Source organism: Acerihabitans arboris, assembly GCF_010131535.1.
Lineage (GTDB): Bacteria > Pseudomonadota > Gammaproteobacteria > Enterobacterales > Enterobacteriaceae > Acerihabitans > Acerihabitans arboris.
On sequence record NZ_WUBS01000001.1, the window covers coordinates 488,185 to 503,481 of the forward strand.

General features: G+C 57.7%; 12 protein-coding genes. 10 read left to right on the plus strand and 2 right to left on the minus strand.

Annotation, left to right across the window (positions count from 1 at the left end):
- The first annotated feature begins 1 nt into the window (after nt 1).
- The 5 genes from fucR to bglB all read left to right on the plus strand — a co-directional run bounded on the left by fucR (nt 2) and on the right by bglB (nt 5,817).
- The gene (gene fucR, locus GRH90_RS02195) at nt 2-721 is read left to right on the plus strand and encodes an L-fucose operon activator (protein ID WP_162364243.1); all 720 of its coding nucleotides are present in this window, start codon (nt 2-4) and stop codon (nt 719-721) included.
- Between the two features lie 270 nt (nt 722-991).
- Entirely contained in the window at nt 992-2,161 is a 1,170-nt protein-coding gene (locus GRH90_RS02200) for a DegT/DnrJ/EryC1/StrS family aminotransferase (RefSeq protein WP_246235807.1), read from the plus strand.
- 149 nt (nt 2,162-2,310) lie between these two features.
- A complete protein-coding gene (locus tag GRH90_RS02205; RefSeq protein ID WP_162364245.1) occupies nt 2,311-2,832 on the plus strand; it encodes a 5' nucleotidase, NT5C type in 522 nt (173 codons plus the stop codon).
- Nucleotides 2,833-3,083: 251 nt separating this feature from the next.
- On the plus strand, nt 3,084-4,649 hold the full coding sequence (locus tag GRH90_RS02210; RefSeq protein WP_162364246.1) for an MFS transporter: 1,566 nt from the start codon (nt 3,084-3,086) through the stop codon (nt 4,647-4,649).
- 28 nt (nt 4,650-4,677) lie between these two features.
- On the plus strand, nt 4,678-5,817 hold the full coding sequence (gene bglB / locus GRH90_RS02215; RefSeq protein ID WP_162364247.1) for a beta-galactosidase BglB: 1,140 nt from the start codon (nt 4,678-4,680) through the stop codon (nt 5,815-5,817).
- 105 nt (nt 5,818-5,922) lie between these two features.
- Here bglB and GRH90_RS02220 read toward each other — a convergent pair whose 3' ends face one another.
- Nucleotides 5,923-7,029, minus strand: a complete 1,107-nt coding sequence (locus GRH90_RS02220; RefSeq protein WP_162364248.1) for a hypothetical protein — start codon at nt 7,027-7,029, stop codon at nt 5,923-5,925.
- Between the two features lie 296 nt (nt 7,030-7,325).
- Here GRH90_RS02220 and GRH90_RS02225 point away from each other — a divergent pair, with 296 nt between their 5' ends.
- Genes GRH90_RS02225 through GRH90_RS02245 form a run of 5 tightly spaced genes read left to right on the plus strand, consistent with a single transcriptional unit; the run spans nt 7,326 to nt 12,528 of the window.
- Nucleotides 7,326-7,778 carry a MarR family winged helix-turn-helix transcriptional regulator gene (locus GRH90_RS02225; protein ID WP_218586193.1) on the plus strand — a complete coding sequence of 151 codons (453 nt, stop codon included), beginning with the start codon at nt 7,326-7,328 and terminating at the stop codon, nt 7,776-7,778.
- 6 nt (nt 7,779-7,784) lie between these two features.
- Nucleotides 7,785-9,881, plus strand: coding sequence for an FUSC family protein (locus GRH90_RS02230; RefSeq protein WP_218586194.1), 2,097 nt, complete (start codon nt 7,785-7,787; stop codon nt 9,879-9,881).
- Complete coding sequence (locus GRH90_RS02235) at nt 9,878-10,087, plus strand: DUF1656 domain-containing protein (RefSeq protein ID WP_162364249.1); 210 nt, start codon at nt 9,878-9,880, stop codon at nt 10,085-10,087. The genes GRH90_RS02230 and GRH90_RS02235 overlap by 4 nt, the downstream gene beginning before the upstream one ends.
- Nucleotides 10,088-10,093: 6 nt before the next feature.
- The gene (locus GRH90_RS02240) at nt 10,094-11,017 is read left to right on the plus strand and encodes an efflux RND transporter periplasmic adaptor subunit (RefSeq protein WP_162364250.1); all 924 of its coding nucleotides are present in this window, start codon (nt 10,094-10,096) and stop codon (nt 11,015-11,017) included.
- 2 nt (nt 11,018-11,019) lie between these two features.
- Nucleotides 11,020-12,528 (plus strand): efflux transporter outer membrane subunit, encoded by a 1,509-nt coding sequence (locus GRH90_RS02245; RefSeq protein ID WP_218586195.1) that lies wholly within the window; start codon nt 11,020-11,022, stop codon nt 12,526-12,528.
- A gap of 18 nt (nt 12,529-12,546) precedes the next feature.
- Here the strand turns inward: GRH90_RS02245 and GRH90_RS02250 are convergent.
- On the minus strand, nt 12,547-15,297 hold a 2,751-nt coding region (locus tag GRH90_RS02250), incomplete at its 5' end, for a leucine-rich repeat domain-containing protein (protein WP_178112963.1).

Consider the following 15,297-nt stretch of genomic DNA (forward strand, 5'->3'; position numbering starts at 1 on the left):
GATGAAATCAACGCGGCAGCAAGACATCCTGGCGTTAATATCCCAGCAGGAAATCCTGAAGGTGGACGAGCTGGCGGCATGGTTCGAGGTCAGCAGGGAAACCATCCGCCGCGATTTTAACAGCCTGCAGGAGCAGGGCCTGATTATCCGCCAGCATGGCCGGGCAAAAGGCATCCCCCGGGGCAAGCCCGATAGCGGCGACTCGTTTAACGCCCGCGTCAAAAGCCATTTGAACAGCAAGGCCGGGATCGCCGCGCAGGCTCTGACCTGGATTGACGAGGAGATGGTGATTGCCCTGGACGCCAGCACTACCTGTTGGTACCTGGCCAAAAAACTGCCGGACATCCCGTTGACCGTTTTCACCAATAGCGTCAGGGTATGCCGCGAGCTGGAAAAAAAATCCCGCATTACGCTGATCAGCTCCGGCGGCACCCTGCAGCGCAAATATGCCTGTTATGTGAACCCAGCGCTGTTTTCCATCGTTAAGCATCTGGATATCGACCTGTTTATCTTCTCCTGCGAAGGAATTGATCATGAAGACATCATGTGGGACTCCAACGCGATTAACGCCGACTATAAAGCCCTGCTGCTGAATAAAGCCACGCAGTCGCTGCTGCTGATGGACAAAAGCAAGCTCAGGCGCCGGAGTACCGTAAAAATCGGGCCGCTTAGCCTGGTGGAACGGGTCATTTCAGACACCGATCGCCTCAAAAAAACATAATTAATGTGAAAATAAATATCAGTTAAATTCAAAGAGTATTAAAAATATAATACTTATTTAAAACAACCCATTTTACTCCGGTTATAACGTTGTGGGAAAATTTACGTTAAAATTTTAACTTTATGATGATTTTTTCACATTTATGGCATAAGTTATCTATCGGGCCATCAAGGAAGAATTAGCTGTATGCTTAACATTATAGATATTAACCATCTTGCATATGAATTATTAATGTCGGGGAAGTCGTGTTCAAACCTCACCGATTTACCCATGGAAAAAGAAAGCTTAATTAATATTATTAATAACGAATCCCGTTATGACGATGGCGCGCCGATTCCCTTTCTTCCCTTCACCCGTCTTAATTCCAGCAAAGAGCGGACGGCATGCCTGGCGGAAATGGAAAAAGTGGTGACGTCGGGCCAATTTACCAGCGGTGACGCCATCACCCGGCTGGAAAAGCAGCTGGCCGATTATTACCGGGCAACATCATGCATCGCCACCAGCAGCGGGACGGATGCGCTGAAAATAGCGCTGAAAGCCATCGGCGTCGAACCGGGCGATGAGGTCATCGTGCCGCCCAATTCTTTCGCCGCCACGGAAAACGCTATTTTTTCCATCGGGGCAAAACCGGTCTACGCCAACATCGATGCCAGCTTTAATCTCAACCCGGCCGAGATCCCGCGGCTTATCACCACCCGGACCAAGGCTATCCTGGCCGTTTGCCTGTACGGATCCGTCAGGAATATGCGCGCCATATCCCAGGAGGCCAGGCACCATGAGCTGCGCGTTATCATCGACGCGGCCCAGTGTTTTGGCGTGCCGGACCTCATCGGCTGCTGCGACGTGGTTACCCTGAGTTTCAATCCGTTTAAAAATATCGGTGGTTTCGGCAAATCAGGGGCGCTGCTGACCTATTCCTCGGCAATAGCCAAAAGGGCCAGGCAGTTTTCCCACCACGGTTTTTCCGAGGGGAAAAAAAACGTCAAGGCCCAGAACTGGGGATTCAACAGCCGGATAGATAATATCCAGGCGGCGACCCTATTGGCTAAATTTACTTTTTTCGCCATAAATGCATTAAAACGATCATACTTAGCTTATCGTTATATTAATAAACTCACCCCGCTGGAAAAACGCGAACTTATTACCTTGCCCGTTGAAAAAACCGAAAATACCTGGCATTTATTTCCCATCCGGGTTAATGCCGGCAAGCGTGATGAACTGATTCGCTTTGCCAAAATCATGAACATTGAGTTCGATATTTATTATCCAATATTAGGTTATGAGGGCGCCAATGAATATGCGCTAACCTACCAGGACAAAATAAGCTTCGCCACCAGCCGCAGCATTCATGCCACGGTACTCCATATCCCTTTGCACAATCATATGTCCATCAGGGAACAGGACCGTATCGTCGACATCCTCTACGAATTTTTCCAGTGACGGCCGGATGTTATTATTTTCACAGCGGTTGACCTGGACAGGCCGTTAAGCCCATCGTGGTCAACAGCCGGCAGCTTGAGCTAGTATGGATGTCGATGATGCGGGCCTTGCGCCATAGCGCGGCGCGGCCAGGATAACCGGAGGACAAAATGCAAACGATAGCCATAGATATGGATGAGGTGATAGCTGATTTCAACAGCAAAATGATCCGGCACTTCAATGCCGAATTCGGCGAGCATATCGGCTTAGGCGATCTTGCCGGACGGACCATTCAGCAGTTGCGGCCGGCGCTGCGTGAAAAGATCAACCAGATGATCGGCGAGCCGGCGTTCTTCAGCGATCTGGACGTGATAACCGATTCGCAGGAGGTGGTCAGGCGGCTCAGCGAAAAATATCACGTGTTTATCACTACCGCCGCAATGGAATTCCCCGCCTCGTTTACCGCCAAGTTCCAGTGGCTGCAAACCCACTTTGGTTTTTTAAACGCCATGAACTTTGTCTTCTGCGGCAACAAACGCATTTTGAATGCCGATTATCTTATCGACGATAATATTCGTCATTTCGAACATTTTGTTGGCGAAGGCATCCTGTTTACCGCCCCGCATAATATCCATGCCGGCGGCTATCGCCGGGTCGACGGCTGGCAGGATGTGGCAAAGCTCTTTTTGTAGGTGCAATCCCCGGGCAAACTGTCATTGCCTATTAAATGAACCAATGTTTCTTAATAAAAGAAATATTCTTTTATAAATTTGAGCTTGATCGCCCCGCTCTTTGTTTTTTTGCCATTCAATCAACGGGTCTGGCAACGTGAGAAAGGTTTCCCACCGTCCCAGGCGTTAGGGTTGACAGCGACAATGATGATGTCGGTCGGTTGACCGTTTTTGCCATGCCCTGTCAACGCCTTATCCGGGGATTAATGACGATGAAAACACGCTCCATAGGACTACCGCAATACCTGGCTTATGGCTCCGGCGACTTCCTGGGCGCGGGCACCACCGCCCTGACCGCCGCCTGGCTGCTCTACTTCTACACCACCTTCTGCGGCCTGTCGCCCATCGAGGCTACCTTTATCTTTGCCTGCGCCCGGGTACTGGACGCGGTGGCCAGCCCGCTGATGGGCTACCTGACCGATAACTTCGGCGGCACCTGGCTGGGCAAGCGCTTCGGCCGCCGCAAGTTCTTTATCCTGCTCGGCATTCCCTGCGTGTTCAGCTACTGCCTGATGTGGGTCGGCGGCATGGGCTACGGTTATTACCTGCTGACCTACCTGCTGTTCGACGTGGTCTACACCATGATCCTGGTGCCCTACGAAACCCTGGTGCCGGAAATGACCGACGATTTTAAACAAAAATCCAAGTTTTCCGGCGCCCGCATCGCCCTGGCGCAGCTGTCCGCCATCCTGGCCGCCTTTTTGCCCGGCATCCTGCTGTCGCATTTCGGCAAGGACAACGCCATCTCGTTTTTTTACGCCAGCGTAGTGTTCGCGGTGATCTGCGCCTGCGTGCTGACCCTGGTCTACCTGTTTACCTGGGAACGTCCGGCGGCGCTGAAATCGGAGGCGGCGCTCAGGCTTGAGCGTGAAAAACAGCAGCTGACGCTGGGCCAGAGCCTCAGGCGCCTGCATACCGAACTCTCCTCCACGCTGCGCGTGCGCATCTTTCGCCAACACCTGGGACTGTACCTGGGCGGGTATATCGCCCAGGACGTGTTCAACGCGGTGTTTACCTATTATGTGGTCTTCGTGCTGATGCAAAGCGCCACCGTGGCGTCCAACCTGATGGGCGTCATGGCGATCCTGCAGTTCGTGGCGGTGATCGGCATGATCCCGCTGTGCATCCGTTTTGGACCGGCGCCGTCCTACCGCCTGGTGGTAACCCTGTTCGGCCTGAGCGCCATCTCCTACGGCGTGCTGTATTACGCCGGCCTGAGCGACACGTTCTCGCTGCTGCTGCTGGTATCGGCCATCGCCGGCCTGGGCCGGGGCGGCATCAACTATGTGCCCTGGAATATCTACACCTATATCGCCGATGTGGACGAGGCGATCACCGCGCAGCGGCGCGAAGGCATCTTCGCCGGCATCATGACGCTGACCCGCAAGGCGTCGCAGGCCGGGGCGGTCATGCTGGTCGGGGTGTTCCTGCAGCTGTCGGGATTTGTTTCCGGGCAAAAAGTGCAGTTGCCGCAGGTCAGCCACGCCATCCTGGCCATCCTGTGCGTCGGCACGGTGCTGGTGCTGACCGCGGGTTTTATCATCTCCCTGCGCTTTAGGCTGAACCTGAAGACCCACCGGGTGCTGCAGCAGGAAACGCAGAAGATGCGCGAGGCCAATCACCCGCTGCCGCAGCAGATCACGCCGGAAGCGCGGGCCACCGTGGAAATGCTGACCGGGATGAAATACGAATCCCTGTGGGGCAATAACAACATCGGCTACGTTAACCGGCATAAAAGCGCGCCGGAAAAAGCCGCGCCCACCGGGCACCCGATTTAACCTATAAAGACATTGCCAGGACAAATACATGACTATTTTTAGCGTAAAACACAGCCCGCTGCTGCGTCAGCCGGAGTATCTGCTACCCCGCGATCGGTTAAAGTCGTTGATCGGACAAGTGACCGACAACCTGGTGAATATCGAGGATCGCACCGGCGAGTTTTTGCTGCGCCTCGACGACGGGCGGGTGATTGACACCAAGGGCTGGGCCGGGTGGGAATGGACCCACGGAATCGGCCTGTACGGCATCTATCAGTACTACCAGCAAACCGGCGACGACCGGATGCGGGCGATTATCGACGACTGGTTCGCCGCCAGGCTGGCGGAAGGCACGCCCACCAAGAATGTGAATACGGTGTGCCCGCTGCTGACCCTGGCCTATCGCTATGAGGATACCGGCAACCCGGCCTGGCGCCCCTACCTGGAACGCTGGGCGGAATGGGTGATGTACGAGATGCCGCGCACCGAGAAAAACGGATTGCAGCACATTGTCTATAACAATGAAAACCATCAGCAGCTGTGGGACGACACCCTGATGATGAGCGTACTCCCACTGGCGAAAATCGGTAAATTGCTTAACCGTCCTGAGTTCGTGGCAGAAGCCACCTATCAGTTTTTATTGCATGTCCAGTACCTGATGGATCGTGAAACCGGGCTATGGTTCCACGGCTGGAGTTTTGTCGGCCGGCATAACTTTGCCCGGGCGCGCTGGGCGCGCGGCAATAGCTGGCTGACGGTGGCCATTCCGGAATTTATCGAGCTGCTGGATCTGCCGGAGCAGGACCCTACGCGTCGTTATCTGCTGGAAGTGCTGACCAGCCAGATCGACGCCCTGGCGAAATGCCAGGATGAAAGCGGCCTGTGGCACACGCTGCTGGATGAGCCGGATTCATACCTTGAAAGTTCGGCCACCGCCGGCTTTGCCTATGGCGTACTGAAGGCGCTGCGTAAACGCTACATCGGCCCGAGCTACCGGGAGATGGCGGAAAAAGCGGTGCGCGGGGTCATCGGCCGCATCAACCAGGATGGCGAGCTAACCAATGTCTCGTTCGGCACGGCGATGGGCAGCGAACTGGAATATTACCGGCAAATCCCGCTTACCTCCATGCCCTACGGCCAGGCCATGGCCATATTATGTTTGACCGAATATTTGCGCGTCTATATTTGAAGCCGGGCATGCCGAAGGTCGTTTGCCGGGGGCTTGCCGTGTGGCCCAGGCAAACATATTCAGCGGATCATGGCCGTCGCACCGGGCGGCCATGGCGCGTCCCGGTTATTCAATAATGGTAGTATTATGCTCAAAAGAAGCAAAGAGCGTGGGCCGATGGCTGTCACGGAGAAAGGCGCGCAGTCCTGCGAGGGCGATATCATAGTCGTTGAATAAAAACAGTTTGAGCGTTACCGGCAATGCCGGCATTTGCATCCTCAATAGCCCAACCGCGGTAATAATATGCGGCAAACCCAGTATGGGGGCGACACAGGACATTCTTTCCCCCTGGTGCCGCGCGTGTTTCCACAAATCACGCAATTGCCCGGTCAGTCTGGCATAGATGATATCGGCATATTTATCGTTGCTACAGTCAATGTCAAATTGCCCATGGTTGTCCACTGAACATTTTACCACGCAGTTCAGCCAGGTAATTTTATTACTATCTGCTAACCCGTTAGTTAATTTTTCATAATAATCATCAATATAGTCATTTAGTGTATAAATAATACAAATACAATTGGCTTCACTGAGATCTTGCGTGATTTGGCCCCGGATCCAGATGCACCCCGTCAGGACGTTATTTTGTGATGGCGGTAGTTCGTTCATCAGCATTGTCGGCGGCGCCATGGACAAAAGAACGATGGCGCCGTTGGACCGATCCTCCAACGCCAGAGTTTTGGCGTTATTCTCAGGGTATAGATACGCCTGCTCGGTGGTGAACGCCTCCAGCCGCATGCCGGTGGATTCAGTGAAGGCGCTAATGGCGGCGTGACTTCTATCCTGGGCATATTTGACGTCAATGCAGCGCCAGCGTAAATCGGTAAAACCTTCAGCGGCTAATAGCCTGGTAATTAAATACTCCGCCAATAGTCCGCCGGCCCCCAGCGAAATCAAGGTCAGAGGCTGTGGCCTGGGCAAATCCATGGCAATGATGCGATCTACCAGGCTGCTGATAAAATGGAGACGCGCGTCGAGGGAGCCGATATCGGCATGTTCAAACCAATTCATACCATGAAAGTAACGTAAAGCGCCAAAATGACAGGGACGCAAATCGGTTTCCTGAATGAAATGTTCAATAGAATAACAACGAGTTTTCGGCATATTATTATCAACGGCAATCAATCTGTCCGCATTTCTCAATACATAGCCGGTTAAGAGTTCATCTGGCATGGTGGGGATATCCTTCAGGCCCGGGAATATTATTTTGTGGACATCTATGATCAATATTTATTAGCGACAAACCTAGCTTTGGTTGGGCAAAGACTGCTTAACAATACAGGGTTAACCGTGCTCCATGCCCTTACGCCTCCGTTATCCGCACGACTAAGACACGACGAGTTTCGTCGCTTACCCACGCCGCGCTGTTGACTCGTGACCTTGATCACAATATAGTTAGCAAACTACCTAATTACATGCTATCGATAACAATGACGAAGCCAAAAACTCGCGCGCAGGCGCTTATGGCGATGACCATGGCATTGAGCCTGCTGCAACGGGGTTATCGGGCCAAGGCGGATAAACTGGTCGCGCCGCTGGGCCTCTCCTCCGCCATGGCCTGGCCGCTGGTGCTGATCGGCCGTCATCCCGAGGGGATTCGTCCCGGCGGACTGTCGGAAGAACTGGGTATTGAAGGGCCTTCCCTGGTGCGCTCGCTCAACCAGTTGGTGGATGCCGGGCTGGTGCTTCGCCAGGACGACCAGGTGGACAAGCGCGCCAAGATTCTTTATCTGACGCCGGCGGGCAGCGCTATCCAGATAAGGATAGAGGCGATGCTGAATGATTTTCGCGCCACGCTGTTCGAGGGCGTGCCGCAGCAGGACGTTGACGCGTGCCTGCGGACATTTTGCCTGCTGGAGCGGCGGCTGGGCATCAACGGATCTTCATCCCTTGATGACGCGATAGTGAACACGCCGGCCTGAATGACCATGACGCTGCCCGCCTTTAAGCTCTTCTCCCGCGCGGAAATGATCTATTCGCTGAAAAGTTTCACCGCGGCGATGATGGCGCTGTACCTGTCCAGCCGCGCCGGATTGCCCAACACCTTCTGGTCGCTGATGACGGTCTATGTGGTCAGCCAGCCGCTGGCGGGCATGGTGCGGTCGAAGGCGGTCTATCGCCTGTGCGGCACCTTTATCGGCAGCACCGCCACGGTATTTATGATCCCCGCCCTGTCCAACGCGCCGGTGCTGCTGGTCCTGGCCATGGCGCTTTGGGTCAGCGCCTGCCTGTTTATTTCTCTGCTCGACAGGACCCCGCGATCCTACGCCTTTATGCTGGCCGGCTACACCGCGGCGCTGATTGGGTTTCCTTCGGTGCAGACCCCGGATTTAATCTTTAATACCGCCATCACCCGGGTGGAGGAAATCTGCCTGGGAATTTTATGCGCCACCCTGGTGCACAGTGTGGTGCTGCCGGCGGGATTGACCGGAAGCGTCATGGGCCTGCTGGACAAAACCTTAACCGACACCCGGCGCTGGCTGCAGGATATCTTTTCCCCGGAGGTCCCCGTCGCCGGTGAGGACGACGGCGCCCTTTCCGCATCGCGCCTGCGCTTATCGGTGGATATTACCCAACTGCGCCTGTTGTCCACCCATATCCCTTTCGACACCGGTAACCTGACCTGGACGGCGGGCGCCATGCGTACCATGCAGGACCGGGTGGCGGAACTGATCCCCACGCTCTCCGGCGTGGAGGATCGTTTGCAGGCGTTGTATAAGGCCGAAGGCGGCTGGAGTCCCGACGTGCTGGCGGTCCAGCAGCAAATCAGCGCCTGGCTGGCGGCCAACGAACCCTTGCTCACGGGCCAGGACATGGATATCCCGCTCACCCGGGCCGAGTATAACGACCAGCGTCTGGCGCTGCGCGAGTCGGCATCCCGGCTGGAAACCGGCGGCAATCAAGGCGCCTGGTCGCGGGCGTTGCGGATTTCGCTGGTCAACTACCTGGAAGAGCTGGTGATTAAATGGCAGGAGTGCCTTGCCCTGCGCCAGGACATAACCACCGGCATGCGGGTCGGCGTGATGCCCCGGCGGCGCCTGGCCGCCGTCGGCAACCGGGTGCTGCACCGGGATCTGGGCATGGCGCTGCTCTCGTCGCTAGCGGCATTTATCGCCATCAGCCTGTGCTGCCTGTTCTGGATACAAGTCGGTTGGGCCGACGGCGCCACGGCGGCCATGATGGCGGCGGTATTTTGCAGCTTTTTTGCCGTTATGGACGATCCGGTACCCGCCATCAATAATTTTCTGAAATACACCTTCTGGTCGGCGCCGATTTCGGCGATTTACATCCTGGTGCTGCTGCCGGCGGTGCAGGATTTCGGCATGCTGGTGCTGGTATGCGCGCCGTTGTTCCTGGTGTTGGGCTGCTACAGCGCGCGCCCGGCGCTGCTGATGGTGGCGCTGCCGCTGCTGTTTGGCGTGGCGGGCACCATGTCGCTGCATGATACCGCCCATGCGGATGTCACCAGCTTTATCAACAGCACCACCGCCCAGTTGTTGGGTACGTTCATGGCGGCTCGGGTGACCCGTTTATTTCGCTCCGTCGGCGCCGACTGGAGCGCGCGCCGCATCCGCCGGGCGATACGCCGCGACCTGGTGGACATGGCCCGGGGCGCAAAAGCGCATCAATTGCAAATCTTCGCGGTCAGGATGGTCGATCGCATCGGCCTGCTGGTGACGCGTATCGCCCAGGGTGAAACCCACCGGCACCATAGCGTCGCCCGGGAAACCCTGCGCGACCTGCGCCTGGGCGCCAATATCATCGCGCTGCAGCAGGCGCGCCGGCATTTTCCGGCGGTGGACTTCGGCGCGCTCCTGGCCCAACTGGCCCTGCTGTTCCGCTCGGCGCAAAACCTGCCCGCCGAATCGTTACACCACGCCGTCGACCGGGCGCTGGACGCGATGCTCGCCATACCGGAAAAGACCCCGCAGTGGCGCGGCGCCATTTCCGCCCTGGTCGGGCTGCGTCATAACCTGTTCCCCGATTCTCCCGCCGCCCTGACCGTTAAGGAACACACGCCATGATAGGTGAGGCTAGTTTTTATGGTCTCTTTTTCCCCTGGCTAATGGTGCTGGCCATGGCCGCGCTGGGGTTGTTCTGGATGGTCCGGCGCCTGCTGGCGCTCGGCGGTTTTTATCGCTGGGTCTGGCATCCGGCCCTGTTCGATATCGCCGTTTATTTCCTTATCCTTTATGGGATTACCTATGCCACTTATCTTTTGCAGCGATAGCCTCCGATGAAACCTGAAACTTTTGCTTTACGTTCGCGACAAGCGATCCGCGTGTTGATTACCCTGCTGGCAACGGTTGCGGCTATCTGGGCGGTGTTGCAACTGTGGGACCACTATGAACTTGCTCCCTGGACCCGGGATGGCCGGGTACGCGCCAACGTAGTGCCCATCGCGCCGGATGTCTCCGGACTGGTGACCGAGGTGGCGGTACATGATAACCAGCGCGTGACGGCGGGTTCGCTGTTATTCGTGGTCGATCGCACCCGTTATGAGCTGGCGGTGCGGCAGGCGGAGGTGGCCCTTAACTCCCAGCGCATCGCCATCGCCCAGGCCCGGCGCGAGGACAAGCGCAATGCTCAATTAGGTACGTTGATTCCGCAGGAGGAACGGGAGCGCACCCGTACCCAGCTCGACCAGGCGCAAAACGCCCTGGCCCAGGCGGAGGTCGCGCTGGACAGCGCCCGGCTGAACCTGCAGCGGGCCCAGGTGCGTTCCCCGGTCGACGCCATGGTGACCAATCTCGATCTGCGCCAGGGCAGCTACGCCACTACCGGCAAGCCGGTGATGGCGCTGGTGGATATCGGATCGTTTTACGTGGAGGGCTATTTTGAAGAGACTAAGCTGCCGCGCATCCATCTAGGCGACCCGGTCCGGGTGATTCCCATGGGCGGCAACGGGCCCTTTACCGGCACGGTGGAAAGTATCGCCGCGGGCATCGCCGAACGGGATCGGCTGACGGGCGACAACCTGCTGCCCAGCGTAAACCCGACCTTCAACTGGGTACGACTGGCCCAGCGTATTCCCGTGCGGGTTAAGATCGGCGCCCTGGCGGCGGATCAGCGCCTGGTGGCCGGCGAGACGGTTACCGTGGAGGTGGCGGGCTCGTCCAGCGGCATCGTTAAAATCAACCCAGCCGGACAAGGACGCTAGCCATGCTGCTCCACGCCATGATTGCCGGTTGGTATCGTCGGTTTTCCCCGCTACCGGCCTGTACGGTATTATTTGCCCTGTCCGGCTTGAACGCCTGCTCGCTGGCGCCGGTCGGGCCGGACTATCATCCCCCGGCGTCGCCGCTTGTCACCCGCGCCGGCAGCCTGCCGCTGGCTGATAAGAGCATGAACCCGTCGCCAAACGCCGCAACCGCGCCGGTCAGTTCCCGGCCGCTGCCGGACCGCTGGTGGCAGCTTTACCAGGATCCCCGGCTCGATCGTCTGGTGGGACAGGCGCTGGCGCAAAATACCGATCTGCGCGTCGCCATGGCCAACCTGGAGCGGGAGCAGGCATTGCTCAGGGAAGCCGGCAGCGCGCAAAACCCGACGCTTAGCGTCAACGCCAAGCCCTATTATGGCCATCCGTCGGGATTATCGGTACTGCAACCCGATTATGTGCCGGATAACGCCTGGCGCTACGACAGCGGCCTGAACCTGTCTTACCAGGTAGATCTGTTCGGCCAGATACAGCGCGCCATCGAAGCCGCCAACGCCGATAGCGAGGCCGCCCAGGCCGCCCTTGATTTGGTCAGGATCAACGTGGCGGCCAATACCGCCCGCGCCTATGCGGAGATTTGCGCCACCGGCCTGCGGCTGCAGACCGCCCGGCGCTCCATCGACCTGCAGCGTCAATCGGTGGAGCTAACCGCCCGGCTGTTGCAGGCGGGCCGCACCGGCGAACTCGATACCGCGCGCGCGCGCGCCCAGCTCCAGCAGCTGTCGGCTACCCTGCCGCCGCTGTTGGCCCAGCGCCAGAACGCGCTCTACCGGCTGGCCACCCTCACCGGGGCGCTGCCGCAGGATTTTCCGCGCGATGTCGCCGACTGCGTCGCTCCCCCGCGCATTAGGCAGCTGATTCCGCTCGGGGACGGCGCCGCGCTCCTGCGCCGCCGCCCCGATATCCGCCAGAACGAGCGCCAGCTGGCCGCCGCTACCGCCCGGGTCGGCGTGGCGATGGCCGATCTCTATCCTAAAATTACCCTGGGGCTGGCGGGCAGCTCCGCCGGGTTGATAAGCGGCGCCGGTGAAAAAGATACCTATGGCTGGAGCCTGGGCCCGCTGATTTCCTGGACGATACCCAATAACGGCGCCGCCCAGGCGCGCATCGCCCAGGCCCAGGCCGCCACCAAGGGCGATCTGGCGCGTTTCGACGGCGCGATCCTAACCGCGCTCAGGGAAGTGGAGACCGCCCTGAACAACTATGCCCAGGAATTGGACCGCCTCCAGGCATTGCGCGATGCGGGTAAAGAGACGCGGGACGTGGCGGAAAAAACCCGCCGGCTCTACTCCAGCGGCAAAATCGGTTACCTGGACGTGCTGGACGCCGAACGCAGCCTCGCCGACAGCGACGCCGCGCTGGCGCAATCGCAGGCGCAGCTGGCCGACGATCGGGTGTTGCTGTTCCTGGCGCTGGGCGGTGGCTGGGAAACAGCGCCGGGCGCGGCAAAATAGCAGCCCGGGCTGTTGTCGCTAAGGCGTATTGATAAATTCCACCGCCGCGGACAAATGCGCGGGGCGCTCCGTAATCAAATTATGGCTGACGTCGATAAGCACCAGATCGCGCGGCACGTTGACCATAAGGGCTCTTAATTTGTTGTCGGCGATAAAAATCTTTTTTATGCCGGCGGGTAAGATTTCAGATAAGAACTCGATATGGTTTTGATTCAGGTTGAGCACCCGCAGCCCAGGCGGGAAAACGGCCACTGACATACTGGTAATATCATTATTTTTCAGCATGATGGAAGTTATTTTAGACGGCCAATTTCGCGGAAGCCGCATGATCTGGTTATTGCTGGCGGAAAAGGAAATCAGCAGTTGCGGCAGTGGTTGCAATATATCGCCTATCAGATTGTTATCGAGTTTCAGGTGCCTCAACTTGCTGAACTGCCAACTCGGGGGTATTCGATTCATTAAGTTAGAGCTAAGATCAAGATAGGTTAATTTTTCCGGTATAAGCCACGTCATTTCCTGTAAAAGATTATGCGCGGCACTGAGGATAGATAACGTATCCGGTAAATCGGGCAAAACCTCCAGCTGGTTATGGTTAAGATAAAGGCTCTTTAATTTCAGTTGCCCAAAGCTAGGTAATTGAGTTAGTCGATTATGATTAAGGTTAAGCGTAGTCAATCGCGCGTGGGAAAACACCGCCACTGAACCAATCCCGTTGTAGCTGACATCAAGCTCGGCTAACGACGCCGATAGCCTGGCGGGCAGGTGTTCAAGCTGATTATGGTGGGCGACAATCACCGTCAGTTTATCCCCCGAAGCACCTAGTAACCCGGTAAAAAGATTATGGCTGATATCCAGGTGCATTAAATCGGGAGGCAGGGCGCCCTGGATCGTTTGCAGCCGATTATTGCTCAGGTTCAGTTTCACCACCCGGGGAGGATATGCCGCCGGCAGGTCTCGCAGCCCCAACCCGCTGAGATCGAGCTGCGTATGGCCGTTCAACAGGCAAAACTCTAATCTGTGCAGGGCCGCCGAACGCCCCTCATCCAATAGCCCATGGCTTGCCCACAATTCCCATAGGTCGAAAAAATCGTTATTGGTGATCTTTAGTCGCAGCGCGGCCGGTTCACGTAAACTTGCGCGCCCGGCATCCTCGATTATGGCGGGGGGCAAAGCCCGGCCGATGTTGTCATGCCAGGTGCCGGGATCGATATGAACCTGAATACGCTGTTGCACCTCAGGCGGCGGGTTAGCGTTGCGAGTCAACGAATCCGGTTCATCGCTTGCCAGCAACGCACGTCCCCGCGCCGTTAATGTCCCCTCCTGGTGTACATAGCGCCGCCATTGATGCAAGGGAATACCCCGCAGGGCAATAAAAGCCCCCATAGCCGTCGGGTGAGGGCGTATGCCGTTCTGTACCCATGCCCGCAGATGCGCGCCGGTAACCCGGGTATAGGGCTTGCGGCCGGGTTTGCCGGCAAGCTGTTTACCCGCGCCCGGCGCCCCCCGCCCGCCCAGTCCCTGTTCGAGGATATTACGCAGCCGTTGGGCCAACGGTGCCGGCACCGCCTGCAGCACATTCCCAGCGGCAAGCGTATATCTTTTGCCGAACGCTTCACCGGTTTCGGGGTTGAAACGGAGATAAATATCCTGCGCCCCCAGCTTGTCGCCCCCCAGTTTTACCACCGGCAGGTCCCGATCCAGTCCCGCCAGCCGTGCCGTAATAACAGGCGTTGCGTGCGGCGTCGCGCCGGCGGGCGGATGGCGTTGTTCTAGCCAAACGCGTATTTTTCGCCACACCGGCACCCGGTTTTCCAGGAGTCCGGCGACGCCGACAAGCTGCTTTACCGCCCGCGCGCCGGCGATGCCCGCCAGTTCAAAGCCGGGGTCCATGGCCCTGACGGCCGCCAGGCCAAGCGAAATCATTGCCTGGCGATCCAGCTCCCGCGCCGCCGGCACCACGGCAAAGCGGATTAAATCCACCCCGCCGCGGCTTAAGGTTTCCCTGAATGAAGCGCGCACCGCCAGGGCGCCGAGGCTGGCGCGCAGGGCAACCATGCCGCCCAGGGCTCCGCGCTGGGCAAACCGGGCGCCGATAGCCGCGCCCTGGCCGGCCAGGGGAGCCAGGGTAAACGCGTCTATCATGCACGATATTACCGCCTCCCTGCGCTCCTCCCTGATACCCGATATGCAATCATAAAGCGGTATCAGCGATAGCAGGATTTTTTGCGTTTTTTCCCAGTTTGTCTCTTCATAGCCGAATTGCTGTAGCTGATCCATCAGCCGCTGCTTATGCCGTTTTATCAGGTTTTCGATCAGGATCGCCCCTGCTTCGGCGGAGGTTTTCATTACCGGCGCGTTGACGGCGTCAGCGTGGATTTTGAGTTGATAGTCCGTATCTTTTCTCGCCGTCGCGGGATCCGTCATCAGCGCATAATAATGTTCTTCTATCTCATCAACGCGATCCAGCCGATACCCCGAGCGCGAGGGCCGCAGGGCGTATATCCTTCTGCCGCTCCCGGTTGCGGCGGCCAGCAGGTCCACCTCGGGCAACAGCGCGATGGAGTGAGCGCGGCGGGGAAGATGCCTGCTGATGATTTGATGTTTAAGGCGGTCAAAGGCGCTAAATCGCGCTGTAATCAGCGCCACCCTGGCGGAAGCGATAAATCCGGACTCCTCCGGCGCCAGGTCCGCCAGCGCCTGCGACAGCAGCATATCGTCCACCACGGCGTATTTGGCGGCAATATCCTCATTTTGCCGCCTGAACCGCTC

What these genes read in the sequence shown, in the direction of transcription:
- fucR (WP_162364243.1), top strand. Translation starts at nt 2, where the DNA reads ATGAAATCAACGCGGCAGCAAGACATCCTGGCGTTAATATCCCAGCAG.
- GRH90_RS02200 (WP_246235807.1), top strand. Translation starts at nt 992, where the DNA reads ATGGAAAAAGAAAGCTTAATTAATATTATTAATAACGAATCCCGTTAT.
- GRH90_RS02205 (WP_162364245.1), top strand. Translation starts at nt 2,311, where the DNA reads ATGCAAACGATAGCCATAGATATGGATGAGGTGATAGCTGATTTCAAC.
- GRH90_RS02210 (WP_162364246.1), top strand. Translation starts at nt 3,084, where the DNA reads ATGAAAACACGCTCCATAGGACTACCGCAATACCTGGCTTATGGCTCC.
- bglB (WP_162364247.1), top strand. Translation starts at nt 4,678, where the DNA reads ATGACTATTTTTAGCGTAAAACACAGCCCGCTGCTGCGTCAGCCGGAG.
- GRH90_RS02220 (WP_162364248.1), bottom strand. Translation starts at nt 7,029, where the DNA reads ATGCCAGATGAACTCTTAACCGGCTATGTATTGAGAAATGCGGACAGA.
- GRH90_RS02225 (WP_218586193.1), top strand. Translation starts at nt 7,326, where the DNA reads ATGACCATGGCATTGAGCCTGCTGCAACGGGGTTATCGGGCCAAGGCG.
- GRH90_RS02230 (WP_218586194.1), top strand. Translation starts at nt 7,785, where the DNA reads ATGACGCTGCCCGCCTTTAAGCTCTTCTCCCGCGCGGAAATGATCTAT.
- GRH90_RS02235 (WP_162364249.1), top strand. Translation starts at nt 9,878, where the DNA reads ATGATAGGTGAGGCTAGTTTTTATGGTCTCTTTTTCCCCTGGCTAATG.
- GRH90_RS02240 (WP_162364250.1), top strand. Translation starts at nt 10,094, where the DNA reads ATGAAACCTGAAACTTTTGCTTTACGTTCGCGACAAGCGATCCGCGTG.
- GRH90_RS02245 (WP_218586195.1), top strand. Translation starts at nt 11,020, where the DNA reads ATGCTGCTCCACGCCATGATTGCCGGTTGGTATCGTCGGTTTTCCCCG.